This is a genomic window from Vibrio sp. 14G-20, assembly GCF_026241515.1.
Lineage (GTDB): Bacteria > Pseudomonadota > Gammaproteobacteria > Enterobacterales > Vibrionaceae > Vibrio.
On sequence record NZ_JAPHPW010000001.1, the window covers coordinates 190637 to 216288 of the forward strand.

The 25652-nt window shown below is 45.1% G+C and carries 18 protein-coding genes and 1 pseudogene; 7 read left to right on the forward strand and 12 right to left on the reverse strand.

Going from position 1 to position 25652, the window contains the following annotated elements; all coding sequences use genetic code 11:
• Nucleotides 1-104 precede the first annotated feature (104 nt).
• Entirely contained in the window at nucleotides 105-1115 is a 1011-nt protein-coding gene (locus OQJ75_RS00910) for an adenosine deaminase (RefSeq protein WP_265970520.1), read from the forward strand.
• Between the two features lie 91 nt (nucleotides 1116-1206).
• Here OQJ75_RS00910 and OQJ75_RS00915 read toward each other — a convergent pair whose 3' ends face one another.
• A complete protein-coding gene (locus OQJ75_RS00915) occupies nucleotides 1207-2391 on the reverse strand; it encodes an NnrS family protein (protein WP_050619970.1) in 1185 nt (394 codons plus the stop codon).
• 288 nt (nucleotides 2392-2679) lie between these two features.
• Here OQJ75_RS00915 and OQJ75_RS00920 point away from each other — a divergent pair, with 288 nt between their 5' ends.
• A complete protein-coding gene (locus OQJ75_RS00920; protein ID WP_017063327.1) occupies nucleotides 2680-3234 on the forward strand; it encodes a gamma-glutamylcyclotransferase family protein in 555 nt (184 codons plus the stop codon).
• Nucleotides 3235-3280: 46 nt separating this feature from the next.
• Here OQJ75_RS00920 and OQJ75_RS00925 read toward each other — a convergent pair whose 3' ends face one another.
• On the reverse strand, nucleotides 3281-3613 hold the full coding sequence (locus OQJ75_RS00925) for a tRNA-binding protein (protein ID WP_265970521.1): 333 nt from the start codon (nucleotides 3611-3613) through the stop codon (nucleotides 3281-3283).
• 197 nt (nucleotides 3614-3810) lie between these two features.
• On the opposite strand from OQJ75_RS00925, the gene OQJ75_RS00930 reads away from it, so the two are divergent.
• Complete coding sequence (locus OQJ75_RS00930; protein ID WP_265970522.1) at nucleotides 3811-4809, forward strand: substrate-binding domain-containing protein; 999 nt, start codon at nucleotides 3811-3813, stop codon at nucleotides 4807-4809.
• Nucleotides 4810-5042: 233 nt separating this feature from the next.
• Here the strand turns inward: OQJ75_RS00930 and galM are convergent, their stop codons facing one another.
• From galM to galE, 4 genes are all read right to left on the reverse strand, one after another.
• Entirely contained in the window at nucleotides 5043-6122 is a 1080-nt protein-coding gene (gene galM, locus OQJ75_RS00935) for a galactose-1-epimerase (protein ID WP_050619971.1), read from the reverse strand.
• Between the two features lie 111 nt (nucleotides 6123-6233).
• Nucleotides 6234-7394 carry a galactokinase gene (galK, locus tag OQJ75_RS00940; protein ID WP_004734423.1) on the reverse strand — a complete coding sequence of 387 codons (1161 nt, stop codon included), beginning with the start codon at nucleotides 7392-7394 and terminating at the stop codon, nucleotides 6234-6236.
• A 231-nt stretch (nucleotides 7395-7625) separates the two neighbouring features.
• Nucleotides 7626-8681, reverse strand: coding sequence for a UDP-glucose--hexose-1-phosphate uridylyltransferase (locus tag OQJ75_RS00945; protein WP_016784956.1), 1056 nt, complete (start codon nucleotides 8679-8681; stop codon nucleotides 7626-7628).
• 228 nt (nucleotides 8682-8909) lie between these two features.
• Nucleotides 8910-9920: a UDP-glucose 4-epimerase GalE gene (gene galE, locus OQJ75_RS00950; protein WP_265970523.1), complete on the reverse strand. Its 1011-nt coding sequence runs from the start codon at nucleotides 9918-9920 to the stop codon at nucleotides 8910-8912.
• A gap of 393 nt (nucleotides 9921-10313) precedes the next feature.
• On the opposite strand from galE, the gene ebgR reads away from it, so the two are divergent.
• Nucleotides 10314-11297 carry a transcriptional regulator EbgR gene (ebgR, locus tag OQJ75_RS00955; protein ID WP_017069515.1) on the forward strand — a complete coding sequence of 328 codons (984 nt, stop codon included), beginning with the start codon at nucleotides 10314-10316 and terminating at the stop codon, nucleotides 11295-11297.
• 423 nt (nucleotides 11298-11720) lie between these two features.
• A pseudogene (locus tag OQJ75_RS00965) lies at nucleotides 11721-11876 on the forward strand (amino acid permease); the annotation flags it as partial.
• A gap of 126 nt (nucleotides 11877-12002) precedes the next feature.
• Here the strand turns inward: OQJ75_RS00965 and OQJ75_RS00970 are convergent.
• The 4 genes from OQJ75_RS00970 to OQJ75_RS00985 all read right to left on the reverse strand — a co-directional run bounded on the left by OQJ75_RS00970 (nucleotide 12003) and on the right by OQJ75_RS00985 (nucleotide 18457).
• Nucleotides 12003-15119, reverse strand: coding sequence for a beta-galactosidase (locus tag OQJ75_RS00970; RefSeq protein ID WP_265970524.1), 3117 nt, complete (start codon nucleotides 15117-15119; stop codon nucleotides 12003-12005).
• A gap of 162 nt (nucleotides 15120-15281) precedes the next feature.
• Complete coding sequence (locus tag OQJ75_RS00975; protein ID WP_265970525.1) at nucleotides 15282-16508, reverse strand: ABC transporter substrate-binding protein; 1227 nt, start codon at nucleotides 16506-16508, stop codon at nucleotides 15282-15284.
• Between the two features lie 177 nt (nucleotides 16509-16685).
• Nucleotides 16686-17537 (reverse strand): carbohydrate ABC transporter permease, encoded by an 852-nt coding sequence (locus OQJ75_RS00980; protein ID WP_004734435.1) that lies wholly within the window; start codon nucleotides 17535-17537, stop codon nucleotides 16686-16688.
• On the reverse strand, nucleotides 17537-18457 hold the full coding sequence (locus OQJ75_RS00985) for a carbohydrate ABC transporter permease (RefSeq protein WP_265970526.1): 921 nt from the start codon (nucleotides 18455-18457) through the stop codon (nucleotides 17537-17539). Before OQJ75_RS00985 ends, OQJ75_RS00980 begins: the two co-directional genes overlap by 1 nt.
• A 296-nt stretch (nucleotides 18458-18753) precedes the next feature.
• Here OQJ75_RS00985 and OQJ75_RS00990 point away from each other — a divergent pair, with 296 nt between their 5' ends.
• The gene (locus OQJ75_RS00990) at nucleotides 18754-19836 is read left to right on the forward strand and encodes an ABC transporter ATP-binding protein (RefSeq protein WP_265970527.1); all 1083 of its coding nucleotides are present in this window, start codon (nucleotides 18754-18756) and stop codon (nucleotides 19834-19836) included.
• Between the two features lie 281 nt (nucleotides 19837-20117).
• Nucleotides 20118-21458, forward strand: a complete 1341-nt coding sequence (locus tag OQJ75_RS00995; protein ID WP_265970528.1) for an MATE family efflux transporter — start codon at nucleotides 20118-20120, stop codon at nucleotides 21456-21458.
• A gap of 167 nt (nucleotides 21459-21625) precedes the next feature.
• Here OQJ75_RS00995 and OQJ75_RS01000 read toward each other — a convergent pair whose 3' ends face one another.
• Both OQJ75_RS01000 and OQJ75_RS01005 read right to left on the reverse strand, forming a co-directional pair.
• Complete coding sequence (locus tag OQJ75_RS01000) at nucleotides 21626-23323, reverse strand: solute:sodium symporter family transporter (RefSeq protein WP_265970529.1); 1698 nt, start codon at nucleotides 23321-23323, stop codon at nucleotides 21626-21628.
• A 102-nt stretch (nucleotides 23324-23425) separates the two neighbouring features.
• Complete coding sequence (locus OQJ75_RS01005) at nucleotides 23426-25528, reverse strand: alpha-galactosidase (protein ID WP_265970530.1); 2103 nt, start codon at nucleotides 25526-25528, stop codon at nucleotides 23426-23428.
• Between the last annotated feature and the right edge of the window lie 124 nt (nucleotides 25529-25652).

Sequence of the window (25652 nt, forward strand, 5' to 3'; positions counted from 1 at the left end):
ATGCTCAAACAGAGATAAATGAAAGAGATAACCTGCAGGCTCAGGTTTACAGACTCTACTGTCTCGCCTACTCCGCCCATAATTAAAATAGCTAAGGAGTTGCTATGGATAGCTTCATCAAACATTTACCCAAGGTTGAGCTGCATTTACATATTGAAGGCACGCTAGAACCTGAGCTGATGTTCCAACTGGCCAAGCGCAATAACGTGTCGATTCCCTTTGATAACCCAAACCAAGTAAGAGACGCGTACCAATTCCACAATCTTCAGTCTTTTCTCGATATCTATTATCAAGGCGCTAACGTACTGATTCATGAACAGGATTTCTATGACCTGACGTGGGCTTATCTGTTGAAGTGCCAGCAAGATAATGTGGTTCATACTGAGATATTCTTCGACCCTCAGACTCACACTGAACGCGGCATTGACTTTGAAGTCATCGTCGGCGGGATTACTCGAGCTTTGAATCAAGCGGAGCAAGAACTTGGCATCAGCAGCCAACTGATCATGTGCTTTCTGCGCCACCTTGATGAAGACAGCGCTTTTGAAACGCTCAAACAAGCCCTTCCCTATAAAGCTAAGATCATTGCCGTTGGGTTAGATTCATCAGAACAGGGCAATCCGCCAGAGAAGTTTAAACATGTATTCCAAGAGGCGATCAACCAAGGCTTCCTGACTGTCGCACACGCCGGAGAGGAAGGCCCTGCGCAAAATATTAGTGACGCACTGAGCTTATTAGGCATCACCCGTATTGATCATGGCGTTCGTTGTGTTGAAGATGAAGACTTGATGGAACAGCTAATCGCTAAACGCACACCGCTAACCGTGTGCCCGCTATCGAATACCAAACTAAAGGTCTTCAACACCATGCAAGAACACAATATCGTCGAGTTGCTGAGAAAAGGGTTTTGCGTCACCATCAATTCCGATGATCCAGCTTACTTCGGCGGCTATATGAATGATAACTTCCTCGCCGTCGCCAATGCTCATCCACTGACTAAAAACGAATTAGCGCAATTCAGTATTAATGCTGTCGAAGCGAGTTTCATCTCGCCTCACGCCAAAGAAGATCTCATTGCACAAGTGCGCCAATATCTTGCCGAGAATACTCACTAAGAGAATAGACCTTTGAGAATGGAGCTTTACTGCGATCAAAAAAGGGAAGCTCAGTGCTTCCCTTTCAAAATGGGTTCGAAAATCAATAGGCTTAGCCTGGGTGACCATCCACTCTTGGCGTTAAAAGCATCATGCCGAACTTCCAGATAAACAACCCGAATGCTAACGTCCATAAACCGGCGCTGATGTTAACCATCTCAAATAAATACGCAGGGAAGAATGTCACACCCAAACTACGAACGAGTGCCGCGATAAAAATAGCCGAGAACGCCAAAGCCATACTTGGCCCTTTATAGATAGCACGGCCGGTATGTCCCATTGTCACTCGCGTAATCATCGCCAGAATCAAACCACTCAAACCGCCAATCGCAAACAAGTGCAGCATGTTGTGGCTCGCGAACGGGTTGTCTAGCAAACCGCGTAGCAGCAAGCTGAGAGGGATACATAGATAAGCCGCATGCAGCGACCACACCAAAGGTTCTGATAGCGTTGTCCAAGGTTTCCAACGGATAAAGCGCACCAACTGTGTCACACCTGCAAATACCATCAACTCATTGCCGACTTGAGCAAAGGTCAATGGGAAGAAGCTCAACACAAATAAACCAACCAAAGGTAGATTAGCTAGCCATTCCAACCAAACCAGTGGTTGTGCTTTTTCAAAATCAAAGCGACGTGCTGTGAAGAATGGGATTACTCGCCCACCCATCACTGATAACAGCAAAGTAAACCACCACAACATAGCCTGCCAAACTGCAGACGATGGAAATGGGGGCATGCCCTTTATGGTCGCGTAACTAGCAAAGTTCGCCACGATAGCCAATATAAACAGCGGCACAAAGAATAGATTCTTCCAGCCTTTCGACTTCACGACTCGGAAACCAATTTCGTAGGCGGCGAAGATTAAGAACAGCGCCTCAACCGACGAGATCAACCATAACGGTGCGGGTGTCCAAAACAGAATACGAGGTGCGAGCCACAAACCGACTAGCGCAGCTAATCGATAGTGCTTGGTGCCGTTGACACCCGTCCACGTTTGTACCGCCGTTAACACAAAACCAACCACTATCGCCATTGAGAAACCAAACAGCATTTCATGTACGTGCCACCACAGTGCAGGAACTTTTAAAATCTCAGGCTGACCGTTTTGGAACATGATGACCCAAGCGACAATCGCAATCACGGCATAGAGACTGCCTAAAAAGAAGAAAGGTCGAAAGCCTAAACGCAGGTAGGCTGGAATCGCGTCTTCTACACTTTTATCTGTGATATTTAACAAACTCGCTCCTAATTCTCAGATAAGCGGCCAAGGTATTACCTAAACCAAATTTGGTGTGCATCAAACCCGATGCAATACGCAGATCACATTGCATGAAACGCGCCAATTAGATAAAACCAGTAAAAACAGCGACTCACGAGATTCACTAGCCAATAAACAAGTCAAAAAAACACAACCAAAAGAGTCATAAAGACCTATAGGTGTATAAATAGAAACTTACTGACTTTTGGTATCTCGCCACATATAGTAAGACTAGACTTAAATGGAACAACTCAGACAAGGAATGCGATGTATATTTTTGGTTATGGCAGCTTAATCAACTCATCTTCACGCCAGCTTACCGGTCAGACGGGGCAAGCGATCCCTGCGATTGTTCATGGCTTAATTCGCCATTGGAGCAAGATCGATGACAGCTATGTGTTATCACCTTTGATCGTCAATCTCGGCGAGGGACAAGTGAATGGTGTGTTGCTTGAGGTGGATGATATTGCACTGGCTGAGTTTGATCGCCGTGAGCGTGGTTATCACCGCATCGAATTAAAGGCCTCTCAGATAGAAAGCCAAGATGAGTTCAAACAGGATCAATCGATCTGGGTTTACATCAAAGACGAGATTGAAGCACCTTGCGAAAACAGCCCTATCGTTCAAACCTATGTCGATACAGTATTAGCAGGATGTTTAGAGGTGTCTGAAAGCTTTGCGGCGCACTTTGTTAAACACACACAAGGTTGGCATCACCCATTAGAAAATGATCGCCACCAGCCTAAATACGGCAACCTTGCTGGAGTTTCCGATCACCACCACAGTGTGATTGATGGCTTGATACTGACCGTGCGTAGCTAGTAGATTTAGGTTGGTGAACACATTGACTCACCAACCTAAAGTGAGCTTAAACGACACGAATACCTGCAGGCATCGCACGTTCAGGTGTTAGCAATACACTTTCAGATTCATCTTCCGTTTCTGCACATAACAACATGCACTCAGAAGTGTGGCCTCTCATCTTCGCCTTCGCTAGATTGCACAAAACAACAACCGGCTTACCCATCAACTCTTCTTCTGTGTAGTAAGGGACTAGGCTGGTCACCGTTTGCAGTGTCTTGTCACCAACATCCACTTGCACTATGTAAAGCTTGTCGGCGTTTTCATGACGCACAACCTCAATGATCTTACCCACACGCATTTCTAACTTAGCAAAGTCACCATAAGAGACAGTATCCATTTCTCACTTCCTATATTGGTTTGTTTTTACTCATTAAATCATTTACTAAAATTAAGTAAAATGTAAATGTTTACACTAGCATTAAGCCTAATAATTACAAGCGGTAAAGATCTCATTACTGGAAGTAAAATGAGAGTTTCGTTGCCTTACTATCATTGTCGGTGTTAAATAGATGCAGCAATGTATAGAGGTTAAAAATGGCAACAATTAAAGATGTAGCAAAGGAAGCTGGTGTTTCTGTTGCAACCGTATCTCGAGTGATCAACAAGTCTCCCAAGGCGAGTGCAAGCTCGGTAGAGTCTGTAACGAAAGCGATGTCTAAACTCGGCTATCGACCGAATGCCAATGCTCGAGCGCTGGTAAGCCAAAGCACGAACACTGTTGGTGTATTGGTCGGTGACATCTCCGATCCCTTTTTTGGCACGTTGGTTAAGGCTGTCGATAATGTCGCTCGTGAGAACGGAAAACATATCCTTGTCGGTAATGGCTCGCACGATCGTGAAGAAGAGAGACAAGCGATTGAATTGCTGATTAACAGCCGTTGTGACGCCCTGGTGATCCACTCGAAAGGCCTCACCGACGAAGAACTGATTGCCTATGCAAAAGAGGTCAAAGGCTTAGTACTGATCAACCGTTATATTGCTGAGATTGCCAACCGCTGTATTTTCTTAGACAACAAAAAAGGCGCGTATCTTGCGACGGAATATCTGATCCGCCATGGCCATAAGAACATTGCCTGTATCGCCTCTTCGCATAGCATTGAAGATGCCGATGAGCGCATCCAAGGTTACTTAGCAGCACTCTCAGATTACAAAATAGCGCTCTCTGACAGCTATATCGAATACTCGGCACCTACCAGTGACGGTGGCGAATACGCCATGACTAACCTTCTGACTAAGTCACTACCAATCACAGGCATTGTGGCGTACAACGATTACATGGCAGCAGGTGCTTTATCTGTCCTTGATGAAAACGGTATTCAAGCGCCGGACAAAATGTCGATCATCGGCTTCGATGATGGCTTGATTGCCCGCTATGTTCATCCAAAGCTCACCACCATTCGCTACCCGATTCAGATGATGGCAGAGAAAGCGACACGACTCGCATTGCACTTAGCCAAAGGTGAAAACACCTCCTCTGAACCAATGATGTTCTCTCCAACTCTGGTACGCCGCAATTCGGTAGAGAAAGTCTAAGTTCTGGTCTGGTCTGGTCTGGTCTGGTCACCAAGCAATAAACAAAAAAAGCCCTAACAGAATCGCTTCTGTTAGGGCTTTCCTACCTTACTCAGATACCCAACAATCGCGCTTAATAAACCGCACTCTTGTTGAGCGCCACTTTTGCTCATCCCCCAAGAACAACGCGATAATTCACATCGTCCTATTCACAAGCAAAAGATATTGGCGTAACCGCTTTGAGCTAGAGCGTACTAGTTTGAAGAATCCCCCGAAAATTCAAACTGGTAACAGGTACTGTAGTTATATTCTTGTTCAGGCTTGAGAATACAACTGTCCTGCTTCCACTCTGGGTGGTTAGGAGAGTCAGGTAAGAACTGGGTTTCTAGCGCCAAACCAGCGTAGTCTTCATAGCTGCCACCACTTCGGTTTGGTGTGCCACCAAGCCAGTTTCCGGTGTATAGCTGCATTGCAGGTTTGGTTGAAAATACTTTTAGTGTGACGAGCGCATCTGGTGAGGTTACGGTCGCGGCACATTGAGTGCGTTTGCAGCCATCAGCCAATAAGAAAGAGTGGTCGTAACCCTTTGCTGCTTTCTGCTGTTCATCGCCCAACAAACGCTCTGAGATCATCATAGGCTGATTGAAGTCAAAGCTGGTCGATTTCACCGATTTAAGATTACCTAACGGAATACCCACCGAATTGGTCGGCAAGAATTGATTGGCGTTGATGCTGACAATGTGTGACAAACAATCGTGTCCGGCTTCTGCGCCAAGTAGATTGAAGTACGCATGATTCGTTAGGTTGACCACGGTCGGCTTGTCTGTGGTTGCAGAGTAATTAATGGACACTCGATTGTCTTCGGTGATGTCATAACGCACCGACACATTCAAATTCCCCGGGAATCCTTGGTCGCCATCAGCAGACTCAAGAGTAAACACCACTGACGTTTCGGTTTGCTCGGCAATATTCCAACGGCGTTTATCAAATCCGTCCGGACCACCATGTAAGGTATTGCCCGCTTGGTTGGTTTCCAGCTTGTAATTCTGACCATCAATTTTGAAACGACCATTAGCAATGCGGTTAGCATAACGGCCAACGGTTGTGCCCATATAGCTGGCTTGTTTATCGAAGTTCTCCATTGAGTTAACACCCAACAAAACTTCTCTTTTGTTTCCCTTTACTGGCAGGATACAGCTCAACCATGTTGCACCAATATCCATGAATGTCACTTGCATGCCATGCGTATTTGATAGCGTCACTAACTGAGCGGGTTGGCCATCATAGGCTGGAGTCTGCGTCATGGATTGATGCAGGTTTTGCTCTTGTGTCATTCTAAATTCCTTCTAGTGCCAGTAAAAAGCCTCTACCTGAAGTAAAGGCTTTAGCATTTGGCCTACCATGATCTTTTTACTTGGTAAGCTCTATATTAAGTCTCGAAGCGTTTAGATTACTTCAACTAAGCCTGCTCCGTCTTTCGCTTGGCACACATAAATAGATTCTTTTAGACCCGTCGCCGCTTGATATTTCTGCTCAACGGTTGTTTTAATTTCATCAACCAATGCAGGTGGAACCAATGCCACAATACAACCACCGAAACCACCGCCAGTCATACGCACGCCACCTTGGTCGCCAATCACGTGTTTTACCAGCTCAACTAAGGTGTCGACTTCTTTGACTGTAATTTCAAAATCATCACGCATTGACGCATGTGATTCAGCCATCAATTCGCCCATGCGTTTCATATCATGAGTACGCAGAGCTTGAGCCGCTTCAACGGTACGGTCATTTTCGGTTATCACGTGACGCGCACGTTTCGCAACCATCTCATCCAACTCAGACTCTTTCGCTTTGAACTGTTCAATAGTCACATCACGAAGTGCAGGAACACCAAAGATGCGCGCCGCTTCTTCACACTGTTCACGACGCGTGTTGTATTCGCTGTCGACCAAGCCGCGTTTCTTGTTTGAGTTGATGATAACCACAGCCATATCTTCTGGCATTGAAACCGCTTGAGTTTCTAGGCTACGACAATCCAAAAGCATCGCGTGATTTGCGCGACCTTCTGCAGAGATCATTTGGTCCATGATGCCGCAATTACAGCCCACAAATTCGTTTTCGGCTTGCTGACCATTTAGCGCCACTTCGGCTTGGCTGATCTCTAGGTTGTAAAGCACCTTGAATGTCTGACCGATGACCACTTCCAGTGCCGCAGAAGAACTTAAACCTGCACCTTGAGGCACGTTGCCCGTTACAGAGATGTCTGCACCTGTAAATTCAAAACCACGACCTTTTAAGCACTTCACCACACCACGAATGTAGTTAGCCCACATCTTATCTTGTTGGAAGGTGATCTCTTGAGTTAGGTCGAACTCATCTACTGCATTTCCGTAGTCCACTGATACTACGCGCACGATGTTGTCGTCACGCTTAGCCGCTGCGACTACCGTTTGGTAGTTAATGGCACACGGTAGAACAAAACCATCGTTGTAGTCAGTGTGCTCGCCGATCAGGTTCACACGACCTGGCGCTTGGATAATATGAGTCGCTTGGTAACCAAGGACTTGCTCAAAAGATGCTTTCACGTTTTGGATTAGGTCAGACATAAGTAAACTCTCTGGTTAAACTCTTTGTTCAATTGGTTATGGCCCCTTTACGGCACCACTTTAATTCTTTTAAATCCCCTATCTCGTTCGTCTCTCACGGTAGGGAATGACAACATCAGCGACTAAACTTTTAAGCTTCTAAGCTCTTAAACTTATGGGCTTCTCACCTGTCGTCATTCCAGAATCGAGGAACGAGATATCAGGAATCTCATTCGTTATCTACGAAGTAGGCTATTCCTGCTCTTTGTAGTGAACGTCACTCAAATCACGAAGACGTTGCGCTGCCTGTTCTGCGGTTAAATCACGCTGAGACTCAGCCAGCATTTCGTAGCCGACCATGAACTTACGAACCGAAGCACTACGTAGCAATGGCGGGTAGAACAAGGCATGCAGCTGCCAGTGATCGATATCCGTACCTTCTTCGAAGAACGGCGCATAGTGCCAGCCCATTGAGTAAGGGAATGAGCATTGGAACAAGTTGTCGTAACGACTGGTCAGCTTCTTAATCGCAAGCGCTAAATCATCACGCTGCTCGTCAGTCAGTTCGCTCATACGACGGATGTGTGTTTTTGGTAGCAACATGGTTTCAAATGGCCACGCCGCCCAATAAGGCACCACAGCAATCCAATGTTCAGTTTCAACCACAGTGCGAGAGCCGTCTTTCATTTCAGCTTCAACGTAATCCACTAATAGGTTTGAGCCTTGCTGTTCGAAGTACTCTTTCAGTAGCTTTTCTTTACGTTCAATCTCGTTGGGCAAAAAGCTGTTTGCCCAGATCTGACCGTGTGGGTGTGGCTGAGAACAGCCCATGGTCTCGCCTTTGTTTTCAAACGCTTGAACCCATAGGTAATCTTTACCTAGCTCTTCAATCTGTTCATTCCATGTGTCGATAACACCGCGAATCTTGTTTACTGGTAACTCTGGCAGCGTTTTGCTGTGGTCCGGAGAAAAACAGATCACGCGGCTCAACCCGCGAACACCTTGAGTCTTGAATAGAGGGTTTTCAGACTCTGGAGCATCAGGTGAATCAGGCATCAACGCCGCGAAATCATTACTGAATACATAAGTGCCGTCGTAATCTGGGTTTTCGTCGCCCGAGATACGCGTATTGGTTGGGCACAAGAAACACTCTTTCTCATACGCAGGAAGCTGCGCGGTCGATGGTTTTTCATCTTGGCCACTCCAAGGACGTTTTGCTCGGTGCGGTGATACTAAGATCCACTGACCCGTTAATGGGTTATAACGACGATGCGGGTGGTCTACTGGGTTAAATTCAACTTTTGACATGTTTAGATTGCTCTCAAATTTTGTGTCTTGGTCAATTCACCAAGATGAATAATTCTTCTACAAGGAGATTCCCTATCACGCTCGTTCCTCACTGTAGGGAATGACGTGTAATCTCGTTGTGCTATTTGTGCAAAGGCAACCGCTTCATAGCCTTATGCTCATCCGTCATTCCAGAATCGAGGTACGAGATATCTGGAATCTCTCTTTTCTCAATAACCTAAAAGTTACTTAGTAACCTTGTGGATTATTCGACTGCCAGTTCCACGTATCCGCCGTCATCTCCATCACGCTACGCGTCGCCTTCCAGCCAAGCTCGCGCTCTGCTTTTTCAGTGCTTGCCCAACATTCGGCAATGTCACCAGCGCGGCGTGGGCAAAGTTCATAAGGAACCGGTTTGCCCGATGCTTGTGCGAAGGCTTCAACCATCTCGAGTACACTTGAGCCCTTGCCCGTACCTAGGTTGTAAATGTGTAAGCCCGCTTTCTCACCAACCACTTTTAGTGCTGCGACGTGACCGTCCGCTAAATCCATTACATGAATATAGTCACGAACGCCTGTGCCATCGACTGTTGGGTAATCGTTTCCAAAAACATCCAGTTTTTCACGGCGACCGACGGCTACTTGAGCAATAAACGGCATTAAATTATTTGGGATACCTTGTGGGTCTTCACCCATAGTGCCCGATGGATGTGCGCCGACTGGATTGAAGTAACGCAGTAAAGTCACGCTCCAGTCGTTCTCCGCGTTGAACAGATCGCTCAAGCACTCTTCCACCATATATTTGCTGCGACCATAAGGGTTAGTTGTCGCGCCGATCGGTGAAGTTTCAGTAATCGGCACTACTTCCGGGTCGCCGTAAACGGTAGCCGAAGAACTAAATACGATGCTTTTCACGCCCGCTTTCTTCATGCTTCGAGCTAACACCAGTGAACCATTAACGTTGTTATCGTAGTACTCCAAAGGCTTAGCCACCGACTCCCCTACCGCTTTCAGGCCAGCAAAGTGAATCACGGCTTGGATATCGTTTTCTGAAAATACGCTATCTAGAAAAGATTGGTCACGAATGTCGCCAAGATAAAACGTTGGTCGCTTGCCAGTTAACGACTCGATTCGTTCCAGCACTAGCTCTTTGCTATTGCAAAGGTTATCAACAATGATCGGCTCCATACCTGCCTGTATCATTTGAATGCATGTATGACTTCCGATGTAACCCATGCCGCCCGTAACCAGTACTTTCACAATCAACCTCTCTTTGTCGTCATTCGTGGGCTAACTCGAACTGACATTCAGCTCAGTAGCACCGTATGTCAGAAATAGTAGCAGCCATTTTGACTATAATTCTGTGATCAAAACCACGAAGTGTAAACGTTTACACTAACTTTCATCATTGGTGCTGTTCATGACATAGAGAGAATGTATAGCCTTTAACCTCTAATTCATTGAATTTTAATAAGATAATTATAGATAGTTAGATTTGAGACATCACAGATGAGTTGAGCATTTATTTTACTAAAAGTTAATGCAATGACGTCCAGTTTGATTACAATAGGTCTGTAGAATAAAGAGGTGCATTGCTTTTTTACTAAATACCAATTTCAAAGCAGCGCAATGTTCCAATAACAGGAAGTGAGTATGGCAACGTTAAAAGATATCGCGACTGAAGCGAATGTATCATTGGCTACAGTTTCAAGGGTTCTCAATGAAGATCCAACATTAAGCGTCAAGGAAGAGACCAAAAGGCGTATCTTTGAAATTGCAGAGAAGTTGGAATACAAAACCAGCAGCTCACGAAAAACCGTTAGCAGTAAAAAACAAAACCATCACTTCCTAGCACTGTATAACTACAAGCAAGAAGCGGAAGTTAACGACCCTTACTATCTATCGATTCGCCACGGGATTGAAACCCAGTGTGAAAAGATGGAAGTTAAGCTAACCAACTGTTATGAAAGTAAAATACAGATCAATTCAGCGCCAATCACAGGTGTTTTGTTGGTGGGTAGAATGACACCAGAGGTTATCGAGCAAGCTAAAAAGCTGAGCGATAATATCTGTTATGTCGATTTTACCGATCACTCAGAACCTTATGACTCTGTCGATATCGACCTGGCTTTGATCAGCAAAGAGATCACCAACTTCTTTATCAACCAAGGCTATGAGCGCATCGGCTTTATTGGTGGCCAAGACGACGTCAACACCCCTGATATTCGTGAAGTCGCTTTTGCTGAATATGGCGGTCTCAAAAATGTTGTCAGTGAGCAAGACATCTACCGTGGTGACTTCTCTAGCTCTTCAGGTTACAAGCTTGCAAAACAGATGCTCGCGACAGGTGACTACCCTAAAGCCATGTTTATTGCGTCAGATTCCATCGCAATTGGCGTTTTACGAGCAGTTCATGAGCACGGATTAAACATTCCTGAAGATATTGCGCTGATCAGTGTAAACGACATCCCAACAGCTAAATTTACCTTCCCATCTTTATCGACTGTTCGTATTCACTCTGAACTAATGGGAATTCAAGGCGTTAACCTGCTGATTGAGAAAGTACGTGACGGCCGAACCATCCCATTACGCGTCTATGTACCAAGCAAACTTAAGCTGCGCGATACAACAAAATAATTAAATATATCAATTAGATAAATAAAGGCTGCCTTTGTTGAAGGTGGCCTTTTTTGTGCCCGTCACATACATCAATCGACACATATCCCCCTCTTTAACCTGCTGCATAAAACAGCCAATAGCATTCTTTTAAGTGGATCACACAGCACTGTAAAAAGACCATAAAAAACGTGATGAAGTTAAAGTAAAACGTTTTCACTAATTTCATTTAGTAAAACTTTTACTAATAATTACCTCAGTCCAAAAATACTCGTATTCACTAAGAACCTATTATGCATAAGAAAAAAATGCAAAAACGTTTCAGAGAGAACTGTTCAGCTACTTTCAACTATTGCATGGCCAATGGAAGGCCACGGCGATCTTCAATACGCAGATGAAGGTTTCCTATTCCCAATTGATGTGCCTTTCGTACCATAAGACAACCCAACTGGCACAGACATCATGACCGTAATCTTCTACAACGCGGGCGGTATCTTGATCTTCCTTGGCTACGCATGGTGGAAGTACGGTCAATACGAGAAAAGCTTATCTCCAGAAGAGAAGAAACTAGAAGCAAAACCTGAACCGGTGAACGCTTAGTTTTACCCTACATTCTGATTGAATACTTAAGGCACTCTCCATTTAGTGAGTGCCTTTTTTATGACTTAAGAACATGTATTTAGACTATTTGACCTACCATGAACCTTTTACTTTATTCGCTGTACGTTAACTGTGTTTACCACAATAGAAGCGCACCTGATAATGGTAATGCTCTTTCAATAATTTGTATTCATCATGGACACTTGGCGTCCATGAATCATCGCCACCGACGCCCATATGGAAGCCATCCACATAAACAAACAGCTGTTCTTGTTCGGTTAAGTCACAAGTGTGTTTTGCCTTCTGTAACTGCTGTAACCCAAAACGACTGACTGAGAAATGGAAGTTTCCTTTCACTTCAAATTCACCAATCTTTGCCTCTCGAACATCACAACGCAAGCCGCAATCAGAAGGGAAAATATACGGGGTATGCATTCGTTCAATGCTCTGCTGATATCGCCCCATATGAGCTGACATTTTTCGGTCTGGGTAGTTTTCGTGTGGCCCGCGACCAAACCATGCCATCCCATCAGGTACATGGTTCAAAGCAAACTCAAAACCGACTCGTGGCAGAGATGGCAAACCTTTCGCCGCTTGTACATCCACATCTAACTTAACCTCACCATCGGTAAATAATTGGTACCGCCAAGTCGACAACAAACGAACCTGCCCTTCCACGGTGTGAGCAATTATTGCCGTCACCGACACCCCGTATTTCTGAGTGATGGATGAAAATTCGATACACTCTGGAGTGAGCCTATCCAACCTCATCGCCTGCCAGCGTGCTATCCATGAATTGGGGTCGACGCGGTTTGCTTCACTGGCACCGATATCGTTGTCCAATGGTGCACGATAAAAGTTATCTCGAAGGCCACTCGCAAGCTGTTCCACCCCTTTGATTTTCCAGCTCTCTAATGTCCCAGATAATCTGTCGAACTCTACTTGATAAGCATCACCACTCACCGTCAGCAGCGCGTCGGTTTCAGTCACTTTCGGTGGGAATTGAGAGAGGTTGGCATCCAACATCAATTGCGGCTGAGTGGGTAAGGTAAGCTGTTCAATCGCCGTCACATGACCTTTATTCGCCCACGCAGTATTGGTGTTTAATACCACTTCTAGATTGAGGTAATTAAGCGCGTTGGCCGTATGAGGAATAGTCACACCATTAAGTTCTATCCGGACACTCTCGCCCGCACCAACCATCAATTCGATACAACCATCGCTCGTCACCACACCATTCTGGGTAACCGTCCAATTCAACGTTTCAATCCTGCTGGCCACAAATAAGTATTCGCTGTGTACCTCGATCACCAATGGTGATGCAGAAACCAGCTTGAACTGATAAAACTGCTGCGCTTTTTTTACTTCATGCAGCGTTGGATGTACCGTTCGATCCGGGAATACCAAACCATTAATGCAGAACTGGCGATCGTTAATATCGTCGCCGAAATCACCACCGTACCCCCAGTACTGCTTGCCGCTCGAATCGGTTTTGGTGACCCCTTGATCGACCCAGTCCCAGATAAATCCGCCCTGTAATCTTGGGTTGTCTCTAAACGCTTGCCAGTATTTATCAAAGCTACCCAGACTGTTCCCCATTGCATGGGCATACTCACAGAGAATAAGAGGACGATGCTCGTTTGGTAGAGCTATCGCTTTACGAATGCCCACGCGAGGTGTCACCTGTGGTTGACTCTCAACCACAGGTAAATCCCAATCAACCCGCGCATACATAGGACATAAAATATCGGTCGCTGCTGTATCTGCTCCGCCACCTTCATACTGAACGGGACGTGTTGGATCAGTTTGTTTCACCCATTGATACATCGCATGGTGATTGCGACCAATACCCGATTCATTACCCAACGACCAAATGATCACGCTGGCGTGGTTTTTATCGCGCTCCACCAGCCTTGTCATTCGTCTCATGTACGCATTCAACCATGACGCATCATCGGATAAACGGCACATCGGAAATTGACCATGAGTTTCCACATTCGCTTCATCAACCAGATACAGACCATACTCATCACATAGTTCATACCACAATGGATGATTCGGATAATGAGCGGTTCTAACGGCATTGAAGTTATTTTGTTTGAGCAGTTTGATGTCTTGAATCATCCCCTCTCGAGTCATGGTGTGACCCAATTCAGGGTGATGTTCATGACGATTGACGCCACGAATCAGCAACGGTTTTCCGTTAACTTTGAGCAAACTATCGGTAATTTCAACACTTCGAAAGCCGACATCGTAAGCCTCACAATCGATAAGCTCATCATGTTCATCAAGCAATGACACCACACAGCGATATAAGTAGGGTGACTCGGCACTCCACTTGTTCGGATTCACCACTGAAATGCGGTGTTCAGCGACTTCAGACCACGGCCCTTTTTCATCCACAACTCGCTCACCAAAACCCACGATTTGAGGTTCGCAAGCCAACTGTCCTTGAGTATCATAAAGTTCAGCTTTCAGCTTATAGCAGCTTTCTACATCATTGCTGTGCTTGGTTATTTGCGTATAAATATTTAAAACTGCATCGCGATAGCAAGCATCTAGCTGAGTCTCAATACCAACATCCTCGATTGCGACCTTGGGTTTTCTCAATAAAGTCACATCACGGAATATGCCGCTGAGCCACCACATGTCTTGGTCTTCAAGATAAGAACCATCAGACCAACGCAGCACCATGACTGCTAGCGTGTTCTCGCCTGCTTGTAAGTATTCAGACACGTCAAATTCAGCCGGTAATCGACTGTCTTGCGAATAGCCAACCCACTTCCCGTTGCACCACAAATGAAATGCAGAATTCACGCCATCAAAGGTCAGCCTATGGGTATCTAATAGCTCCGGTTCCATGCAGTTAAAATGCGTTCGGTAGAGCCCTGTTGGATTGTCGGTTGGAACAAAAGGCGGTTTGTCATCGAAAGGATATTTCACATTGGTATAGATCGGTTTATCAAAGCCTTGCATCTGCCAGTTGCTTGGCACTGCGATCAACTTCCATGAGGAATCATCAAAATGCTCAGAGACAAACTCTTCGCAGACCAACTCAGGCGAATCGAACAGCTGAAACTTCCAAACCCCATTGAGAGACAAGGTGCGTGACGAGTTCTTCCCCACAGCCTCTGCCAACGAGGTGTAACCATTCAAAGGAGCATGAGCCTCAACAACGTTATGATGAGTGATGTGTTGGTTTTCCCATTCACGGGCAGAGATGATTTGAGAGAAAGTTCTCATTGAGTGTTCCTTACGATAAACCGTTCAAAGTGATTCATTGCAAGTGATACTGAGTGCTTAAACCGCGCTTGGGACGCGACAAATGCCAACGAAATAACACCAGCAATGACAAACTTAGAAAAAGTAGAAGCCGCAGCGAGAACCGCTGCGGCGAATAACAAATTATTTAAAGGCGCGCTTACTCACCTTATCGAGTTTCTTCAATATTTTTTCGATGCGATCAGGGTGAACCATAAACTCTTGGAAGCCCTTCATGCCTTCTTTAGCCATCGCAGGATCGGTATCACGGTCATAAAACTGAGCCGTACCATCGGTAGAAGCGAGCATTGCTACACCTTTATCTAAGAACGGATCTGACTTGGCTTTGGCTTTATTGTTGGTTGGAATTTGTAACAGCATCTCATTGATCAGCTGTTGGTTTTCAGCGCGAGCAACAAACTCTAAGAACTTACGAGCATCTTCCTTATTTTTTGCTTTAGAAGGAATGTGTAGCGTATCCATAGGCGCATCTTCAGACATAGGAACACTTGGATCGATCACAGGGAATTGGAAGAAATCCATCTTGCCATCTAATTCAGCAGGGAAGTTTGGCGTAATGAAGTTCCCCATGAGGTACATCGCCGCTTTCCCGTTATATAAGAATGGCTGAGCTTCTTGCCAAGAATAAGAGGCGTGATTTTCTAGATAGTAACCAGGCTCAACAAGCTCAGCCCAGTTCGCAAATGTTTTCTTCACGCGCTCGTCAGAATAAGGCACCTTGCCTTCCATCAACTGGATGTGGAAATCCAAGCCGTTGGTACGCATGTTGATGTAATCAAACCAACCTGCCGCTGTCCAAAGATACTTAGTACCAATCGCAAACGGTGCTACCCCATTTTCTTTGAGCGTCGCTGATGCGGATTTCAAGTCATCCCAAGTTTTAGGCTCGCCGATACCATATTGTTCAAAGATGTCTTTACGATAATAAATACCCCATTGGTAATACGTGTATGGCACACCATATTGCTTACCTTGTACTGTCATCGCAGGAGCGGCAGCCGCAAAGTCTTGCTTCATATTGTTGTCTGTCCAAATATCACTAACATCTTCAAACAGGCCGCGGTCAACAAAGGCTTTCATTCGGTTACCCGCATACCAAAAAACCACGTCCGGCGGCGAAGTAACCAACCAATTACGAATCGTTGTTTTGTACGACTCGTGATCGTACAAATTGTACTTAACCGTAATATCTGGGTTTTCTTTTTCAAAGCGGTTAATGATCTCACCCCACGCCTCTTTTGGCGCTGGATCAGAAGCATCTGAGTTGATGACTAAGGTGCCTGCAAACGATGTTGCAGACATGGAGGCAGCGAGCACTGCAGAGGCAGCGATATGTTTCACGTATTTCATATTGAGGTCCTTGTTATGGAGCTAAGCTCTCTAAGTCCAATTCTTATTGTTTTCTCTCGTAGGGTGGTTCGTGTTTTAGTTTCTCTTCAATGATTCATCCATTCGGGATGTCGGTAGCAATAACGGCTTATAACAGCCGATATTGCTAGGTTCGTGTATCGATTCTTATCTCTTTATTTACCCTTTGGTCGCACCTAATGTCAGACCTGCGATAAAGTGCTTTTGCATGGTAAAAAACAGCACAACCGGTGGGATAGCCGCAACCACTGCACCCGCCGACATAAACTGCCAAGACGCCAGCCATTGGCCTTGAAGTGAGCTCAACCCCGCGGTTACTGGGCGAACGTCATCACTCTGAACCAGTACTAGTGCCCAGAAGAAGTCATTCCAAATAAAGGTAAACACCAACACGGCTAACGCTGCTAAAGCTGGGCGAACCAAAGGGAGTACGACATGCCAGAATATTTTCCATTCACTTACCCCTTCAACACGCGCCGCTTCGATCAAGGCATCTGGGATCCCGACGATAAAGTTACGCATGAACAAGGTACAGAAGCCGGCTTGAAAAGCGATATGGAAAAAAATCAGCGCCCAATGGGTATCGTAAAGGCCAAGTCCAATCGTTAAATCACGCACTGGAATCATCAAGATTTGAAACGGAACAAAGTTGCCCGCGATAAACATCGCAAAGATCCAAACATTGGCTTTGAAGTTGTATTTCGCCAAGGCGTACCCAGCCAAAGTCGAAAGAGCGACAGCCCCTGCGACTGCTGGCAATGTAATGATCAAACTATTGATTAAGTACTGCCCCATCGAAGTCGAGGTAAAAACTTGGGTATAGTTCTCAATGAACTGAATCTCGCTCGGCCAGCCCCAATAATTACCTTTGTTGATGTCATCCATCGAACGAATCGACGTCATCATCACGGCGATAAGCGGTAACAACCACATCACGATCGAGATAGGTAACGCGACTCGGTAACTGATATTAGTAAAGCGACCGGCTTTTTGAATTGGTTGCGGAAACATTATTTTTCACTCCTTAACATGCGCCACAAGAAGTAAGCGATATAGATATCCATGATCAGAAACAGCACCACTGAAACCGCCGCACCGTAACCCATTCGATAGTTAAAAATAGACTCTTCATACATTTGATACGCCAGTACCGTCGAACTTCCCCAAGGTCCACCAGCCGTCATGGTTGCCACCAAATCGAAAGAACGAAGGGCACCAATTACTGTCACCACAACAGCAATAAACGTCGCCGGTCTTAATTGAGGAAGCACCACATACCAGAGCATGCGCCATTTCTTCGCACCATCAAGGCGAGCAGCTTCTAACTGTTCTGGATCTAGGTTATTCAGCCCCGTTAAATATAAGATCATGCAATAGGAGATTTGTGGCCATAAACCAGCGGCAATAATTCCATAAGTCACATAGTCTTCGTCAGCGAGTATTGAAACGGGCTCAAAACCGAAGGCACCCAATACCATATTAAAAAGACCAAATGACGGGTCATAGAACCAAGAAAATACGAGGCCGACCACCACTTGAGAAATAACAAAGGGGAAAAAGAATAAGGATTTAACGACACGAATGCCTTTCACTTGTTGGTTTAAGAAAAGGGCAATCGCCAAGCCACAAGGTGGCGCGAGCATAAAGAAGATCAACCAAAGAAAGTTATTCGTTAGAGAAGTGTAGAAAGCCTCGGAATCAAACAGTTCACGATAGTTTTCCAGCCCTACCCACTCTTTTTCACCTAGCCCATCCCACTCAAAGAAGCTAAGCCAGATACTGTCCAAGATTGGATAGATAACGTAGAGAGAGAAGATAGCGATAGCCGGGGCTAAGAACAGCCAAGGAGACACCTTAGAGCTTATGCGTCTTTTCTTCTTAGCTGACGGGGTGTGATTTTGTGGGTATATCGTTTTCACAGATTGCTCCATTTCCCGAAATTCCTTGTCTTCAAAGCTTCATTTACTATTTGGTTAATTTCCACCTAGATTTCTAAATTTCATCTAGTAACTCAGCATTTATAATGATTACGTTCAAATATTAGGCTTATTGATAATATTACGCACAGTTATGTTTTATTTTTGTAAACGTTTCCACAAAAAACACTACAGATCGTCATATTTATATGACTCGGATCAATAAATCATGCGAGGCATCTAACAAATTTCTGATGAAAGCGTATGTTTTAAAGGCAAAGTGATGTAGTCCAACGAAGCAAGGAGAGAGCATGGCTGATATCAGCTTAAAACAGGTCATCAAACGATATGGTGATGTTCAAACGATCCATGGTGTTGATCTAGAAATAAGTAACGGCGAGTTCGTCGTATTCGTTGGGCCGTCTGGTTGTGGTAAATCAACCCTCTTACGCTTAGTTGCTGGCTTGGAAGAGATTACTGAAGGTGAGATTCATATCGGTGATGATCTTGTAAACGATATCGATCCTGCCGAGCGTGGTGTCGCGATGGTATTTCAGTCCTATGCCCTTTATCCGCACATGACGGTTGAAGAAAATATGGGCTTTGGCCTGAAAATGAACGGGGTCGCTAAGGAAGTCGTCGAGAGACAGGTCACGGGCGCAGCCAAAACGCTTCAGTTGGAATCTTTATTGAAACGTAAACCTAAAGAATTGTCAGGTGGACAACGTCAACGTGTTGCTATCGGTCGAGCAATTGTTCGTAACCCGAGAGTGTTCTTATTCGACGAACCATTGTCGAATCTAGATGCAGAACTTCGTGTCGATATGCGCTTACAAATCGCTAAATTGCATCAAGATCTGCAAAACACCATGATCTATGTAACGCACGATCAAGTGGAAGCCATGACGCTTGCCGACAAAATAGTCGTACTTAGAGATGGCCGCGTTGAACAAGTTGGTTCGCCACTCGAACTGTATCACTCTCCTCAAAATGAGTTTGTGGCCGGCTTTATTGGCTCTCCGAAAATGAACTTCTTACCTTGTTTGGTCAATAACATCTCTGAGACTCATGCCCAACTGACCGTAAATGGCTCGAGTAAAATTACGCTACCACTACCAAGTAATGGTCTTGTTGAAGGACAAAAGCTCACTCTCGGCATTCGACCTGAACATTTGGAGATTAATGGCGAGTCGGATATCACCATTGAGTTCCAGAGTGAGGTCGTAGAAAGGCTAGGCAACAGCACTTATATGTTTGGTCAATCTTGTGGTGTAGACAGCTTTAAAGTTCATCTACCTGGGGATCAAGAAGTCGCACGCTATCAGTCTCTCAATTTAAATTTCGCATCAAAAGATTGCCATCTGTTTGATGCTGAAGGTCAGCGTATTAACTAGGCTTTAAAAACGGTAGAGCTAGCTCGATGTCGCTAGCTTTACCACTTCATTTCAAACTCATTTCTTGTGCCACTTTTAAGTAGTTAAACGCTTCCACTTTCTTCCTCTTTACCTTATGAAACATCTCTCAAAAGTTTCATAACTCACACCTAAATGTTGGCCTCTGAAGGCTTATTCGAACTTTATTTACCCTTAATAGCTATCCGGACATTAATTTGATAGTCGTTTACTCAATAATGGCTAAACTATAGTGTCGCTTACCCCTTTCTGAGAAAACCTAAATGCCTCATGCTGATTCCACCCTAAACAAACGCATGGGAATCGTTGCGCTCACCTGGCCAATTTTTATCGAAGTTCTTCTAAGAACCGCACTCAACACCAGCGATGTATTCATGTTATCGGGATACTCAGACAAAGCCGTGTCCGCCGTTGGTGTTATCTCTCAGATATCCTTTTTTCTGATCATCGTCTCAACCATGGTCAGCAGTGGTACAGGCATCCTAATCGCACAATACAACGGTGCTTCTCGCACTCAAGAGAGCGCTCACGTGGGCGTGGCGAGCATTATCTTGGCCATTATTACCGGTGTGTTACTCAGTATGATTGCGATTCTTGGTGCTGAATATTTTATTCCGCTCTACCAACTGGAAGCTCAAGTCGAACAGTACGCTCAAGAGTATCTGTTTATCAGTGGTGCTCTCACCTTTAATGTCACGATAGGTGTCGTTCTCACCACGATTCTACGCAGCCATGGCTATTCAAAATCACCGATGGTCATCAACATGATTGCAGGTGTTATCAACATCTTCGGCAACTACTGCGTACTTTACCAACCTTTCGGGTTGCCAGTGTACGGCGTACAAGGGGTTGCAACAGCGACAGTTATTAGCCAAGTGATCGGCTTATTGATCTTAATCGGTGTCGTAAGAAACAAAGGCATTGACCTACCGATGAAACAGTTCAAATCTGTGCCTAAAGCTATCTATCAAAAAATCATGAAGATCGGCTCTATGAATGCTGGAGAAGTACTCTCTTACAACATGGCGCAAATCAGTATTACCTTCTTTGTGGTTCAGATGGGAACGTCTTCACTGGCCGCGTTTACTTACGCACAAAACATCGCACGTCTCTCTTTTGCCTTTGCCTTAGCCATCGGCCAAGGTAGCCAAATCCAAACGGGTTATTACATAGGTAAAGGTTGGATAGATGAGATAGCCAACCGTGTACAACGATACTTTGTAGTAGGCTTTATCGCCTCTATCACCATTACCTGCGTGGTCTATATTTTCCGATTCGAGATTTTGGATTTATTCACTCAAGACCCAGAGATCATCGCACTGACTGCCGCACTCATCGCAGGCTCGATACTTTTAGAAGCTGGTCGCGTATTTAACCTGATTTTCATTTCTTGCTTAAAAGCCGCAGGCGATATTAAGTTCCCTATCAAAATGGGCATTCTCAGTATGTGGGGCATTGGCGTTGCGATGAGTTATTTACTTGGTGTGCATTGGGGTTATGGCGTATTTGGTGCTTGGATGGCAATCGCGATGGACGAATGGTTCCGCGGATTGATTATGGTTCGTCGCTGGCGAGCGAAGAAATGGACTCGTTTTTCTTTGTAAATTTGTAAGTAGTAAGTAGTAAGTAGCCAGACAATAACCAATCATAAAAACAATATGTTAGGCATCTCACTCATTACAATTGAGATGCCTTTAAAGTTATTGGCCTACTATGATCCTTTTACTTATCAAGCTCATTTTAAAAGAACGAATAGCAGGCTCAGTGGAGGTTATGCGGCAGCTTCAAGCGCTTTCTTACGCTTTGCTAATCGGCCAAAAATACCGACTAACATTACAATGCCGCACACACCGTACACCTGCATGATGGTTGGATCATCCGAGACAAAACCAACATCAGAGAACATCACGTAAGCACCTAATACCATGTAAAGAATGATAGTCGAAGCTTCGAAACGGAACTTCCAAGGTGTGACATCGATATTTTCATTCACAGGCATCACGTAATCATCTTCACGTGGCATAAAGTAGCCAATGATGAACATCAGCGCCGTACAGACAACAAACAGAATCGCTAATTGGTGTAAGAAGTGAATCGGTGTTTTGAACACTAACTGCATTGCCGCGTATGAGCTTACAAATACCACCAAGGCCACTTTAGCCGCTAGAGCTGGCACTCGTTTAGAGATATAACCCACAAACACGATAGTGAAGATTGGCACACTGAAGAAGCCCGCTACCATTTGTAAGTATTGGAACAAACCTTCTGGCGCATACATGATGAACGGTGCGATACATACCGAGATAATCGCAATCACGACACCAAAAATACGCCCTTTACCCACTAGCTCTTCATCGGTTTTGCCTTGGCCAAACAAAGGCTTGTAAACGTTCAATGCGAACAGAGTCGTCGAGCTATTCAACACGCCATTAAAGGTACTCAAAATCGCACCAAACATGACCGCTACGAAGAAACCCACCAGCGGCTTAGGTAAAACTTCATTAACTAAACGGGTGTACATGGTATCAGGATTACCCGCATCAGCACCAAACATGTGAAAAGCGATGATGCCTGGAATGATTAGGAACAACGGAGAGATAACCTTAATCGCACCCGCAAGGATGACCCCTTTCTGACCTTCTTTTAAGTTCTTAGCACCCAACGCACGCTGGATGATTGATTGATCCGTACCCCAGTAGTAAAGGTTCACAAGTAGAAGACCTGTAAACAAGGTTGAGAACGGCAGTGGATCAGTCTCTGTACCAACCGATTGCAGCTTCTCTGGCGCTGCATAAAGCAGAATATCCAAGCCAGCACCAAAGCTGCCCTCGCCCAACACCATTAAACCAAACACGGGGATCATCATGCCGCCAACAATCAGGCCTACGCCATTAATCGTATCTGCAATCACAACCGCTTTTAGGCCGCCATAAATCGCGTAAAAGAAGCCAAGTAGACCAATCGTCGCCGCAATAAGGGCTATTGAACTAAACTCTGAAATGTTTAGCAGAGCTTGAACATCAAAGATCTCTCCCAGAACAACGGCACCGGCATAAAGTGTGGTTGGCAAGATATTGATGACGTACTGGCACAAGAAAAGTAACGTCACAAACTTCTTCACCGACATGTCGTAACGGCTCTCTAAGAAGTCTGGAATCGTCGTTATCCCTTGCTTCAGGTAACGCGGTACCAGCATCAGAGCGATGATGACTAAAGTAACACCAGACGCCACTTCCCAACCCATGACACTCATGTTGTGGGTATAAGCTTGTGCACTCATGCCAACAAAGCTAGTCGCGCTTAAATTGGTTAAAATTAGGGAGCTGGCAATCAAACCACCGGTTAAGCTTCTTCCGCCGAGAAAGAAACCGTCTTGTGAGGTGTTCTTGTCATTTTTAACTTTGTTGTAGGTAAACGCGACAACAAAACCAGTAAATAACAAGAATGACAGCAGAACTGTAATAGACATTTTGTATTCCTTAAGTTTAGTTATTGCGGCAGCAATTCCTCGCTGCCGATTATATTTTTATATTTAGAATTTTATTTGTAGGGGGAGCTCAGAGTTAACGCTTCATATCTTTTTCAGATGAACAATCAAGGCTGACTCTGGGTCTAGAATCGGTAAGGTCAATCCAATTTCCTTGAGGTTATCGCCACTCAGGGTCAACGTTTTGTCGAGCCATTGGGGGCGCTGTTTCATCAATTGAAAACTGGTTTTTGGCATGTCCACTAACTGCACTTGATACATCGCGTTGTCTTCCACACAGCTAATACGAAGTGGAGAAGGCAGAGCATATTCAGGCATCGCTAATTGGCACACGGTGATCAGCATTTCATCGTCACTTTCAACGCCATAAATATTCTGATTTTTGTCCGAAGGATCCATTCGGAAACTACGACCAGAATGCAAAACATGACGAAATTGCTTATGCAGTGAGATGTAATGTGAGAATGCTTGTTTCTCTTCCGGTGACTCTTTAACAGGGTCAAGCTCAACACCCATATGCCCCATGAGTGCAGTTACACCACGCATATTGATGCTGTGACGACGGTTGGTTGAGTGGCATTCTGCTGGGCCAATGTGCGCCCCCATCACTTCTGGTGGGAAGAAGTAACTCATGCCTTTCTGAATGGCTTGACGCTCTAAGGCATCATTACAATCCGATGCCCAGAAACGATGTGTTCGTTTTAGAATTTCAAAATCGATACGGCCGCCGCCCGAAGAACAGGACTCAATCTCGACTTCTGGGTGTGCTAGGTTCAACTCATCAACAAGACGATAAAGCGCTTTCGTTTGACCATGTACCGCAGCCTTACCTTGGTGACCAGGTTGAACCAACTCTCGGTTCATGTCCCACTTAAGATAAGTAATGTTGTATCGAGTCAGCAGCGCATTGAGGCGTTCATATAGGTAGTTAAAACACGCTTCATTTTGTAGGTCTAACACGTATTGCCAACGACCAGATGGTTGATGATACCCTTGTAAACCAAGCACCCAATCAGGATGGTTTCGGTAAAGATTCGAATCTTGGCTGACCATTTCAGGTTCAACCCAAAGACCAAATTCCATGCCTTGTTGGTTTACATGTTCAATCACAGGCTCTAAGCCATTTGGGTATTTCACTTCATCCAAATACCAGTCGCCCAGTGCCGTGCGTTCACCATAACGCCCCACAAACCAACCATCATCAATAATGAAACGTTCAACACCCATTACGCCCGCTTCCGTTGCCATCTTCATGATGTAGTCAGGCTTGTGATCAAAATAGATCCCTTCCCATGTATTCAAGTGAACGGGACGAGGTTTATCGGTTGGAAATTGAATAATGTTGTCACGAACAAATTGCTGAAAACGCTGAGCAATACCGTTCAAGCCAGAATTGCTGTAACAGCCATAGAGCCAAGGCGTCTGATAAGTAGCCTCTGGTTCTAGAATCGATTCACCCGCTAGCAATAACTCTCCCGCTTGAACAAAGCGGCGACCATCACTACGAACATCCGCGCGCATTTGGTGGTTACCACTCCAACCCAAATGAAATCCCCATACCAAACCATGTTGCTCTGAGAACCCTTGAGTCCCTGCAAACATGCCAGGGAAGTTTTCATGTGAAGTACGACCGCGACGGTTCTCTTGCATGAAGCCGCCGTGTTCAAAACGCTGACGTTGCGTTTGAAATTCATGACACCAACGGCCATGGAACGTCATGAGCTCGTTTGCATGATTCGGCAATGGCAGCGTTGAAGAAAGCTTGTTCAAGTAGTATTTATTGCTGCCTTTATTGGTGACGGTTACACGCTTTTGGACGACGTCAGATTCGAAATCCAGTTTGATCTCAACCTTAAGCTCCAGTAGAGCAACCTTGTCTTCAAGGAAAAAACTCACTTCTTGATCTTGGGCATCGTAACGAACGGTCTTAAAGACGGGAGCCCAATCAAGCCCTTCTCTATGACCTTCAATGCCCGGAGCGTTAAAGTGTCCACTGCCTAACTCAGGGCAAAGAGAAAGTGGCACATCCACATCAAGTCGAGCTTGAGAAATCGGTCTTTCTGTCGAAAGCAGAAGATCTTCATCAATACTTGCGATCTTTGCCCCCCAATGCAAAACCTCTGGAACACGCCCTGATTTAATGATCAAACTATGATTTTTACTCTTTAAGTGAATAAATTCGTTCATTACTAATCTCTACTGTTTTCGTAAACATAATATAGAAATAATAGTGAACCCATCACGCCAAATTAGTATCCAACACCGACAAAATCGTGATGTAAATTGGCTTTAACATTCGAAAAATTTGCAC